12 protein-coding genes are annotated in these 10,149 nt (G+C 68.4%); 9 read left to right on the top strand and 3 right to left on the bottom strand.

Annotation, left to right across the window (positions count from 1 at the left end):
• From FXN61_RS42630 to FXN61_RS42615, 4 genes are all read left to right on the top strand, one after another.
• Positions 1-223, top strand: a 223-nt coding sequence (locus tag FXN61_RS42630) for a hypothetical protein (RefSeq protein ID WP_167979527.1), incomplete at its 5' end; no start/stop codon positions are given.
• Positions 220-723: a SigE family RNA polymerase sigma factor gene (locus FXN61_RS42625; RefSeq protein WP_167979531.1), complete on the top strand. Its 504-nt coding sequence runs from the start codon at positions 220-222 to the stop codon at positions 721-723. The genes FXN61_RS42630 and FXN61_RS42625, both read left to right, overlap by 4 nt.
• Positions 723-1,196 (top strand): superantigen-like protein SSL4, encoded by a 474-nt coding sequence (locus FXN61_RS42620; protein WP_167979526.1) that lies wholly within the window; start codon positions 723-725, stop codon positions 1,194-1,196. Before FXN61_RS42625 ends, FXN61_RS42620 begins: the two co-directional genes overlap by 1 nt.
• Positions 1,197-1,243: 47 nt before the next feature.
• Positions 1,244-1,720 (top strand): GNAT family N-acetyltransferase, encoded by a 477-nt coding sequence (locus tag FXN61_RS42615; RefSeq protein ID WP_188136091.1) that lies wholly within the window; start codon positions 1,244-1,246, stop codon positions 1,718-1,720.
• Here the strand turns inward: FXN61_RS42615 and FXN61_RS42610 are convergent.
• Positions 1,704-2,327, bottom strand: coding sequence for an NAD(P)-dependent oxidoreductase (locus FXN61_RS42610; protein ID WP_167979525.1), 624 nt, complete (start codon positions 2,325-2,327; stop codon positions 1,704-1,706). The genes FXN61_RS42615 and FXN61_RS42610 overlap by 17 nt on opposite strands.
• Positions 2,324-3,205, bottom strand: a complete 882-nt coding sequence (locus tag FXN61_RS42605; protein WP_312878431.1) for an EamA family transporter — start codon at positions 3,203-3,205, stop codon at positions 2,324-2,326. The genes FXN61_RS42610 and FXN61_RS42605 overlap by 4 nt, the downstream gene beginning before the upstream one ends.
• Before the next feature lie 79 nt (positions 3,206-3,284).
• Between FXN61_RS42605 and FXN61_RS42600 the strand changes: the two genes are divergently transcribed.
• Complete coding sequence (locus FXN61_RS42600) at positions 3,285-4,160, top strand: LysR family transcriptional regulator (RefSeq protein WP_167979524.1); 876 nt, start codon at positions 3,285-3,287, stop codon at positions 4,158-4,160.
• Here the strand turns inward: FXN61_RS42600 and FXN61_RS42595 are convergent.
• A complete protein-coding gene (locus FXN61_RS42595; RefSeq protein WP_167979523.1) occupies positions 4,157-4,921 on the bottom strand; it encodes an SDR family oxidoreductase in 765 nt (254 codons plus the stop codon). The genes FXN61_RS42600 and FXN61_RS42595 overlap by 4 nt on opposite strands.
• 143 nt (positions 4,922-5,064) lie before the next feature.
• Here FXN61_RS42595 and FXN61_RS42590 point away from each other — a divergent pair, with 143 nt between their 5' ends.
• The 4 genes from FXN61_RS42590 to FXN61_RS42575 all read left to right on the top strand — a co-directional run bounded on the left by FXN61_RS42590 (position 5,065) and on the right by FXN61_RS42575 (position 9,929).
• Complete coding sequence (locus tag FXN61_RS42590) at positions 5,065-6,693, top strand: ABC-F family ATP-binding cassette domain-containing protein (protein ID WP_167979522.1); 1,629 nt, start codon at positions 5,065-5,067, stop codon at positions 6,691-6,693.
• Between the two features lie 175 nt (positions 6,694-6,868).
• Positions 6,869-7,078 carry a helix-turn-helix domain-containing protein gene (locus FXN61_RS42585; protein ID WP_030473247.1) on the top strand — a complete coding sequence of 70 codons (210 nt, stop codon included), beginning with the start codon at positions 6,869-6,871 and terminating at the stop codon, positions 7,076-7,078.
• 58 nt (positions 7,079-7,136) lie between these two features.
• Positions 7,137-7,949, top strand: a complete 813-nt coding sequence (locus FXN61_RS42580; protein WP_167979521.1) for an enoyl-CoA hydratase/isomerase family protein — start codon at positions 7,137-7,139, stop codon at positions 7,947-7,949.
• A gap of 90 nt (positions 7,950-8,039) precedes the next feature.
• Complete coding sequence (locus FXN61_RS42575; RefSeq protein WP_167979528.1) at positions 8,040-9,929, top strand: ABC transporter ATP-binding protein; 1,890 nt, start codon at positions 8,040-8,042, stop codon at positions 9,927-9,929.
• Positions 9,930-10,149: the final 220 nt, after the last annotated feature.

Below are 10,149 nucleotides of genomic sequence, written 5' to 3'. Positions count from 1 at the left end.
CCAGCTGCAGACGAACTACCTCGACCAGAGCGACACGACCGCGGTCACCGTGACGCAGAAGATGCCTGTCGGCACGAGCCTCGCGGCCACCGACGCCGCCGGTGACCTACCCGCCGACCACCCCGCAGCACCCGCCGACGACGTCGCGTCCGTCGGAGACCTCCTACCCCGCGACGACGCCGCCGGCCTCGTCGAGCCCTGCCCGGTAGGGAGTCACCGCTGAACTGGGAGGCCGAGTTCACCCATCTCTTCGACCGGTGCGCCGACTCGATGCGCTTCACCGCGTTCTTGTTGTGCGGCAACTGGCACGAAGCTGAAGACGTGATGCAGTCGGCGTTCCTGAAGCTCTACCTGGCCGGTCCGAAGCTGGCCGACCGGGAGGGGCTCGAACCGTACCTGCGGCAGATCGTCGTCCGGACGTTCCTCGCGGAACGCCGGAAGGTGCGCTGGCGCAGGGAGAAGCTCACCGACACACCTCCTGAGGGCCTGTCCTCCGTCGCAGGGACGGAGGACAGGCTCGTGGTGTGGCAGGCGCTGTCCGCCGTGCCCGCACGGCAACGCGCCGTCCTCGTGCTGCGCTACTGGAACGACCTGAGCGTCGAGGACACCGCGGCGGCGCTGCGGTGCTCGACCGGCACGGTCAAGTCGCAGAGCAGCAAGGGACTGGAGACACTGCGGCGCAAACTGGGACCGGAGTTCGACCATCTGAGGCTGGAGGTGTGATGGTTCGCGAAGACGATCTGCGGGCGACATTTTCCGCGTTGAGCGCCGAAGAGGCGCCGCCGCGTGCCGTCACGGCCGCCGACCTGATCCAGCGCGGACGAGGTGTGCGGTCGCGCCGGCGCGCCATCGCGGTGGGCGGCACCGCGCTCGCGACCTTCGGCGTCGTGGGCGTGGCGCTCGCCGTGCTGCCTCCCTCCGTGCCACCGGAACCGCTGGCGCCGCCTCCGTCCACGTCGACGCAGGTGCCCACCACCACGATGCCGCCCAGTTCCGTGCCGTCGACACCGCTGACGACAGCGCCCGACGAGCCGCCGCGATCGACCAGTCCGCTCGGCACTCCGCCGACGCAACAGGACACCTCGTCGTCGCCACCTCAGACGACGAACTCGTCGCACACGGCGGAACAGCCAGGGACGTCGGTGCCGGCGTCCTCCATGCCCGCGGGGGCGACCACGCCGCCACCGTCCCGCTGATCGTTTATTCGTTCGGCTGCGGGGATCGGCGCGCCCACAATGCGGGCATGAGCTCTCAGATACGCCTCGTCGAGGTCACCGACGCCAATCGCGACGCGGTGATCGCCGTGCGCGTGCACCCGGCGCAGGAACGTTTCGTCGCGTCCGTCGAGAAGTCCTTCCAGCACGCGGAGGAGAGCCCGGACGCCAACCCGTGGTTCCGCGCGGTCTACGACGGCGACGGGCCGGTCGGCTTCGTGATGCTCAGCTGGAACGTGACGCCTCAGCCCGACATCCGCGGGCCGTACTTCCTGTGGCGCCTGCTCGTGGACGCGAAGCTGCAGGGCCGTGGCTACGGCAGCGCGATCTTGAACGAGGTCGTGGCGCTGCTGCGCGCGGAGGGAGCCACCGAGCTGCTCACCAGTTACGTGCCGGGTGAGGGATCACCCGAGCCGTTCTACCGCGGGTACGGATTCCTGCCGACCGGCGAGGTCGACGAGGACGGCGAGATCATCCTGAAGCTGGATCTCAGCGCCCGACCGTGAAATGCCGGTCCGCACCCGGCTCCTCGAGCTCGTCGAGCACCGCTACGGCCAGGTCCTCCGCCGAGATCCACGACGCGCCGGACGCGTCGGTGAGCAGCACGTCCTGGCCGCGCCGGTAGGTGCCGGTGCGCTCACCGGGTTCGAGCAGCGCGGGCGGGCTGAGGTAGACCCAGTCCGCCGGATGCTGCCGGCACACCTCGAACTGGCGCACGCTGGCCGCGGCGATGGGACGGATGTGCGTTGGCACGTAACGGTTGTCGTCGAGCACGAGTCCCGTGCCGCCCGGTGACCGCAGCGGTGCTGCGCCGCCCACCACGATCATCCGCGTTCGCGAGGCGAGTGCCGCGTCGAGCAACGCCGTGGTGGTCGTGCCGACGGTGGACTCCTGGCCCGGTCGTGGCCGGGTGGCGGCGACGGCACCGTCCATTCCGGACAGCAGGTCACCCATCAGATCGACGTCGGTCGCGTCACCCCGCACCGCCCGCACGCCCGGTGTGGTGGGTACCTGGCCGCGGAACACCGCTGTCACGTCGTGCCCGCGGCGCACCGCCTCGGCCACCACTCGCGACCCGACCATGCCGGAGGCGCCGACGACTGCCAACTTCACTGGAGAACTCCTTTGCTGAGAACGGGAGCCGGGCGCTGGCTCGCGACGATCGCGGCCAGTGCGAGTGCGAAACCGGTGAGCTGCACCGGGTCCAGCGTCTGGCCGAGCACCACGACACCGAGCAGCGCGGCGACCATCGGGGAGAGCAGGCCGAGCATCGAGACCGAGGTGACCGGCAGCGTGGTGATCGCCCGGAACCACAGGACGTAGGCGAGCAGGCCACCGACGCCCCCGAGCCACAGGTAACCGATCACCGCCGTGAGGCCGATCGCGGGCGGCGGGCCTTCGAACAGGAACGTCACCGGCACCAGGAACAGCCCGCCCGCGGTCAGCTGCCAGCCCGCGAACGCCGTCGGGCTCACCCCCGCGGGCCTGCCCCACTTCTTCGTCAGCGTCACCCCGAGTGCCATCGTGGCGGCGCCGCCCAGCCCGGCCAGTACGCCGATCACGTCGAACCCGGCGGCCGGTCCCAGCACCACCAGCCCGACGCCCACGACGCCGATCACACCCCACGCGAACCGCCACGCCGACGGGCTCTCCTTCAGCACGCCCACCGCCAGCAACGCCACCACCAGCGGTTGCGCGGCGCCCAGCGTGGCAGCGACGCCACCGGGCAGGCGTTCTGCGGCGATGAACAGGAACGGGAAGAACAGGCCGATGTTGAGCACACCGAGTGCGGCGGCCCTCGCCCACCAGGAACCGCGCGGCAGCGTCCTGGTGAGCGCCAGCGCGATCAAGCCGGCGGGAAGCGCGCGGAGCAGGCCCGCGAACAGCGGGTGCCCCACCGGCAGCAGTTCGGTCGTGACCACGTAGGTCGAGCCCCAGACCACCGGCGCGAACGCCGCCAGCGCGGTGCGGGACAGGTCGTTGTTTCTCACGTCGTCCAGTGTTGGGCCGCGCGATCAATGAGTCCAACACATGCTTTTCATCTGATCCATCGTGATTCAAGATAGATCCGTGGAGTTCCAGCAGATGCGGTACGTGGTGGCAGTCGCCGAGACGGGCAGCTTCACCAAGGCCGCCAAGCGGTGCCTGGTCGTGCAGTCAGCGCTCAGCCACCAGATCGCCCGCCTCGAACGCGAGCTCGGCGCCCGGCTGTTCGACCGCACCAGCCGCAGCGTCCGGCTGACCCCGGCCGGCGCGGCGTTCCTGCCGTCCGCCAGGCAGTGCCTCGACTTCGCGGAACGCGCGGCGGCGGAGGTTGCTGCAGCGATGGGGGAGGTGCGCGGGCGGCTCGTGGTCGGCGTGATCCCCACCGTCGCCGCCGTGGATCTGCCTGCCGCGCTGAAGGTGTTCCGCGAGAGGTACCCGCACGTGCGGGTCGCGTTGCGGATGTCTCCCAGCCACGAGCTCGTCGAGCAGGTCCGGCAGGGCGGGCTAGATCTGGCGTTCCTCGGGTTGTCGCCGAGCACGCGACCCGAAGGCGTGCGCGGGCACGAGCTGGCGCGCGACGACCACGTCGCGGTGGTCGCGCCATCGCATCCGCTCGCAGGGCGCGCCGGAACAGACCTCAAGGCGCTCGCGGAGGAGTTGTTCGTAGACTTTCCCGCGGGGTCGCCGGGACGCATGCAGTCCGATGAGGCGTTCGCCGCGGCGGGACTGGATCGCGAGGTCGCGTTCGAGGTGACGACCGCGGAGCTGATGGCAGGCCTCATCCGCGAAGGCCTCGGGATCGCCGTGCTGCCGTCGCGGTACACGCCGCGGCTGAGCGGTGTGGTGACTCTGCCGATCACGAACGGGCCGTCCAGGGTGGAGCACCTGGTGTGGAACGCGGCCGGGCTGACACCGGCCGCGGCCGCGTTCCTCGACGTGCTCGGTGTGGCGGCGGACTAGCCCGCCGTCCCGGTCGACAGCAGTCCGCCGTCCACGCGCACGGTCTCGCCGGTGATCCACGAAGCGCCGTCCGAGCAGAGGAAGGCCACGAGAGAGGCGACGTCCTCCGGCGTGCCGAGGCGCTTCATCGGGTACTGCTGCGCGGCTTCCTCTTCGCGGCCGGTCCACAGTGCCTCGGCGAACTTCGTCTTCACCACGGCGGGCGCGACGGCGTTCACGCGCACCTTCGGGCCGAGCTGCCACGCCAGTTCCTCGGTGAGGCGGATCAGCGCGGCCTTGGACGCGCCGTACGCGCCGATCACGCCGGTGGACCGGATGCCGCCGATCGACGCGATGTTCACGACCGCGCCGCCGTGCTCGCCCATCCACGCCTTCCACGCGAGCTGCGTGAAACCGAGCGCCGCCACGACGTTGACGTCGAAGATCTTCCGGACGGCGTTGAGGTCCGCGTCCATCAGGAACCCGAACTGCGGGTTGATGCCCGTGTTGTTGACGAGCACGTCGACGCTGCCGAACTCCTCGACCGTGCGCGCCACGACCTCCTCGCGGGACGCGTCGTCGCCCGCGTTGCCCTGCAGCGCCAGCACGCGTCCACCGGTGTCAGCTTCCAGTTGCTTCGCGGCTTCGGCCAACTGGTCTGCCTTGCGGCCGGTGATCGTGACGGCTGCTCCGCGAGAGAGGAGCTCGCGTGCGATGCCGAGGCCGATACCGCGGGAAGCGCCGGTGACCAGCGCGGCCTTGCCCGAGAAGTCTTCGCTCATGGCCGGCAATCTATGCGTCTGGCCACAGGTGGGAAATTCGATGGCCCGGAGCCCGTAGACTGGTTCCCGTGATCCTTCTCGAGTAGGCCGACCCGGACGTGCCGACCTTTGCCGTGCCCGGAACTTTCTACTCGGAGATTCTCTTGATCACCGCAACTGACATGGAGTTGCGCGCGGGCTCACGCATTCTCGTGAGTGGCGCCAACCTGCGCGTTCAGCCCGGCGACCGCATCGGCCTCGTGGGCCGCAACGGCGCCGGCAAGACCACCTCGCTTCGCGTCCTCGCGGGCGAAGGCCAGCCCTACGCCGGCGCGATCACGCGCAAAGGCGAGCTCGGCTACCTGCCGCAGGACCCGCGTGAGGGCGACCTGTCCGTCATAGCCAAGGACCGCGTGCTGTCCGCGCGCGGCCTCGACCAGCTGCTCCGCGACATGGAGAAGGCGCAGTCGAAGATGGCGGAGCTGGTCGACCCTGACGAGCTCGACACCGCCGTCACCAAGTACGGCAAGCTCGAAGAGCGCTTCTCCTCGCTCGGTGGCTATGCCGCCGAGTCCGAGGCCGCGCGCATCTGCTCGAACCTCGGCCTGCCGGACCGGGTCCTGGCGCAGCCGCTGAGCACGCTGTCGGGTGGTCAGCGCCGCCGCGTCGAGCTGGCTCGCATCCTGTTCGCCGCGTCCGAGGCGGGCATCGGCGCCAAGTCGAGCACGATCCTGCTGATCGACGAGCCCACGAACCACCTCGACGCCGATTCGATCACGTGGCTGCGCGGCTTCCTCAAGTCGCACGACGGTGGCCTCGTCGTGATCTCGCACGACGTCGAGCTGCTCGACGACGTCGTGAACAAGGTGTGGTTCCTCGACGCGATGCGCGGCGAGGTCGACATCTACAACCTCGGCTGGAAGAAGTACCTCGAAGCCCGTGCGACGGACGAGAAACGCCGTCGCCGTGAGCGCGCCAACGCCGAGAAGAAGGCCGGCGCGTTGATGACGCAGGCCGCCAAGATGGGTGCGAAGGCCACGAAGGCCGTTGCGGCGCAGAACATGGCGAAGCGCGCCCAGAAGCTGCTCGACGGTCTCGACGAGGTGCGCCAGAGCGACAAGGTCGCGAAGATCAGCTTCCCGTCGCCGGCCCCGTGCGGCAAAACTCCTTTGATGGCAGAGGGTTTGAGCAAGTCCTACGGCTCGCTCGAGATCTTCACCGGCGTGGACCTCGCGATCGACAAGGGTTCCCGCGTCGTCGTGCTCGGGTTCAACGGTGCCGGCAAGACGACGTTGCTGCGCCTGCTCGGTGGTGGCGAGAAGGCGGACGCGGGTTCGGTCGTCCCCGGTCACGGGTTGAAGATCGGCTACTTCGCGCAGGAGCACGAGACGCTCGACCACGACGCGTCGGTGTGGGAGAACATCCGGCACATGGCGCCGGACGAGCAGGAGCAGCGGCTGCGGTCGTTGCTCGGCACGTTCCTGTTCAGCGGCGAGCAGCTCGACCAGCCAGCCGGCACGTTGTCCGGTGGCGAGAAGACGCGACTGGCGCTGGCCGGTCTGGTGTCGTCGGCCGCGAACGTGCTGCTGCTGGACGAGCCGACCAACGACCTCGACCCGGCCTCGCGCGAGCAGGTGCTCGACGCGCTGCGCCGGTACGAGGGCGCCGTCGTGCTCGTGACGCACGACCCCGGCGCGGTCGAGGCGCTGGAGCCCGAGCGGGTGATCCTTCTGCCCGACGGCACCGAGGATCATTGGTCGGAGGACTACCTCGAGCTCGTGCAGCTGGCGTGATCTCCACGCATCAAAGGATTACCGAGCGCACCCTGTGATCAACTGTGTGTGATCGAATCGACCGTTCGGCGATCTCTTTGCTTGATCACCTGGCGTTCTGCGTGTTCCTGTTCGATCATTGCGACGACAGGGGCCGTAGAACGGCCCGACCTGCTCGTACGGAAGGCGGGACGAGGTGGCTGACCTGAAGAAGGGTGCCCGGATCACCGGCGCCACGCGGGACAAGCTGGCCGCTGACCTGAAGAAGAAGTACGAAAAGGGCGCGAGCATCCGAGCTCTGGCCGAGAGCACCGGACGTTCCTACGGCTTCGTGCACCGGGTTCTGTCGGAATCCGGCGTCACGCTGCGCGGTCGCGGTGGCGCCACCCGGACGAAGAAGAAGTAGCCACAACCCAGACTGCTACTCTCCGGTAACTAGCTCCTAGTTCGCCGGAGGTAATGACATGCCAGTGCCCGCAATCGACGCTGGTGTGCTCGAGCGCGGTGGCGTTCGGCTCGCTCTTTCCGGGCCGCTCGCCACGATCACGCTCGATCGTCCCGACGTGCTCAACGCACAGACGCCCGCCACCTGGCAGGCGTTGCGGCACATCGGCGAACTGCTGGACCCGGACGTCCGCGTCGTGGTCGTCCGGGGTTCCGGCCGCGCCTTCTCGGCGGGGCTGGACCGGCGCATGTTCACCGGTGAGCCCGTCGACGGCGAACCCGGTGGGCTTGGTGCGATGTTGTCTTTGCCTGCTTCGGAGGCAGACGCGAAGATCGCTTCCTACCAGGCCGGGTTCACGTGGTTGAGCGACCCGGCACGCGTGACGATCGCCGCGGTGCACGGGCATGCCATCGGCGCGGGCTTCCAGTTGGCGCTGGCGTGCGACTTCCGCGTGCTCGCCGAGGACGCGCAGTTCTGCATGGCCGAGACCGGGCTGGGCTTGGTGCCCGATCTCGGCGGAACGCTGCCCTTGGTGCGCCTCGTGGGTTACTCGCGCGCGGCCGAGATGTGCGTGACCTCGCGGCGCGTCGGCGCCGCGGAGGCTCTGCAGATCGGCCTCGCGAACTCCGTCGCGCCCGCGGACGGGCTGGACGCGGCGGTTGACGCGCTCGTGGCCGCCGTCCTGAAGCCTCTGCCGGGTGCCGTCACCGAGACGCTGGCGTTGATCGCGTCTGCGGCTTCCGGTCCCGCTCCGGAGACACAGCTGGCCCTGGAGCGTGCCGCGCAGCTGCGCCGGCTGCAGTCGTTCGCGGCCCTGTCCGCTCAAAGCTGAACTTTTCTGCCCCGCCAGCCGCACGCGAAGGAATTGTCAGACCGCTGTGCTGTTCTAGTCAGCGTGGACGGCTACAGCTCTTGGCGATTCATGATGGGGGCGACCGCGGACGCACCTTCCAAGGTGCGCCGCGGCACCTTCCGGCGCGTGCTGGCGTTCGCCGGGCCACATCGCGCGAAACTCGTGGTGTTCCTGCTGCTGACGGTGATCTCGTCGGTCCTCGCGGTGACCACTCCTCTTCTCGCCGGTCGTGTGGTCGATGCGATCGTCGGCGGCTCCGTGCCGTCCGTCGTGGTGTGGCTCGCCGTGGTGATCGCGCTGGTCGCCGTGGTCGACGCCGGCCTGGGTGTCGTCGAGCGGTGGCAGTCGACGCGGATCGGTGAGGGGCTGATCTACGACCTGCGTCGTGCTGTCTTCGGGCACGTGCAGAAGATGCCCGTCGCGTTCTTCACGCGCACGCGCACCGGTGCGTTGGTGTCGCGGTTGAACAACGACGTGATCGGGGCGCAGCGCGCCTTCACCTCGACCTTGTCCGGCTTCGTCACGAACATCATCCAGCTGGTGCTGTCGCTCGGTGTGATGTTCACGCTGTCGTGGCAGGTCACGGCGCTCGCCCTGGTGCTGTTGCCCGCCTTCGTGCTGCCCGCCAAGCGGATGGGGCGCCGGATGGCGGACATGCAGCGCGAGGCCTCCACTTTGAACGCATCGATGGTCACCCAGTCGACCGAGCGGTTCTCGGCGCCGGGCGCGACGCTGGTGAAGCTCTTCGGCCGGCCTGACCGCGAGGAGCAGGAGTTCTCCGACAAGGCCGCGCAGGTCCGCGACATCGGCATCCGCACTGCGATGGCGACCCGGTGGTTCATGACCGGGCTGACGCTGGTGTCGGCTCTGGCTCAGGCGCTGGTCTACGGCCTGGGCGGCTACCTGGCCCTGACCGGGCACCTGGCCGCCGGCACCGTGGTGTCGCTGGCGTTGCTGCTCACTCGGCTGTACGCGCCGTTGACCGCGTTGGCGAACGCCCGCGTTGATGTGATGACCGCGCTGGTGTCGTTCGAGCGGGTGTTCGAGGTCCTGGATCTGAAGCCGATGATCCAGGAAAAGCCAGACGCGCGCGCTGTGCCTTCCGGCCCGGTGTCGGTCGCGTTCGAGGACGTTCGCTTCGCCTATCCCTCTGCTGACAAGGTGTCGCTGGCCTCACTGGAGTCCGTGGCCACTTTGGACACTCGTGGTGGCGAGGAAGTGTTGCACGGGATCAGTTTCGAGGCTTCGGCCGGACAGTTGGTCGCTCTGGTCGGGTCGTCAGGTGCCGGCAAGTCGACGCTGGCCTCGTTGTTGCCTCGGTTGTACGACGTGGATTCCGGATCGGTTCGTCTGTCTGGTGTGGACGTTCGTGATCTGTCGTTCGAGTCGTTGCGCTCCACTGTTGGTGTGGTGACTCAGGACGGTCATCTGTTCCACGACACGATCCGGGCGAATTTGGAGTATGCCTCGCCGGGGGCGTCTGATGACGAGTTGTGGGACTCGTTGCGGCGGGCTCGGTTGCTGGATCTTGTGGCGTCGTTGCCGGATCAGTTGGACACCGTGGTCGGCGAGCGCGGGTACCGGTTGTCTGGTGGAGAGAGGCAGCGGCTGACCATCGCTCGGTTGTTGCTGGCTCGGCCTCGGGTTGTGATCTTGGATGAGGCCACTGCGCATTTGGACTCCGAGTCTGAGGCTGCTGTGCAGGAGGCTCTTACCGAGGCGTTGGCTGGGCGGACTGCGTTGGTGATCGCGCACCGGTTGTCGACTATTCGGGCTGCTGATCAGATCTTGGTGTTGGAGCATGGGGAGATTGTTGAGCGGGGGACGCATGCTGAGTTGATGGCTGCTGGGGGGCGGTATTCGGATCTCTACAACACTCAGTTTGCTGAGCCTCCTGTTGTTGGGGTTTATGCGACTCCTCGGTTCAGTGAGCGGGCTGAGGTTGCTCAGGCGAATTGAGGTTGGGTCGGTTGGGGGCGCGTCTGGTCCGTTGGCCGTCTCCCTGTGTCGTTGGCGGCTGTCCGGTTTGTCGTTCGTAGGTGGTCGTCTTCCGTGGTCACCTTGCGGTTGCGAGAGTTTGCTGGGGCTCCGCCCCAGGGTTCCGGCAAAGTCGTGTCCGCCGTTTGGACGTAGGACGGGCACGGCGTCCTAGTTGATCATGAGAGTGTCTAAGTCACAT

Origin of the sequence: Lentzea indica (genome assembly GCF_012184385.1) — a bacterium.
GTDB lineage: Bacteria > Actinomycetota > Actinomycetes > Mycobacteriales > Pseudonocardiaceae > Lentzea > Lentzea indica.
The sequence above is the reverse complement of the archived record's forward strand: the minus strand, read 5'-3'. Positions and strand labels throughout refer to the sequence as shown.

Excerpts from the sequence above, each read along its gene's own strand:
- FXN61_RS42615 (WP_188136091.1), top strand. The coding sequence starts at position 1,244 with ATGAGCTCTCAGATACGCCTCGTCGAGGTCACCGACGCCAATCGCGAC.
- FXN61_RS42595 (WP_167979523.1), bottom strand. The coding sequence starts at position 4,921 with ATGAGCGAAGACTTCTCGGGCAAGGCCGCGCTGGTCACCGGCGCTTCC.
- FXN61_RS42575 (WP_167979528.1), top strand. The coding sequence starts at position 8,040 with ATGATGGGGGCGACCGCGGACGCACCTTCCAAGGTGCGCCGCGGCACC.
- FXN61_RS42580 (WP_167979521.1), top strand. The coding sequence starts at position 7,137 with ATGCCAGTGCCCGCAATCGACGCTGGTGTGCTCGAGCGCGGTGGCGTT.
- FXN61_RS42620 (WP_167979526.1), top strand. The coding sequence starts at position 723 with ATGGTTCGCGAAGACGATCTGCGGGCGACATTTTCCGCGTTGAGCGCC.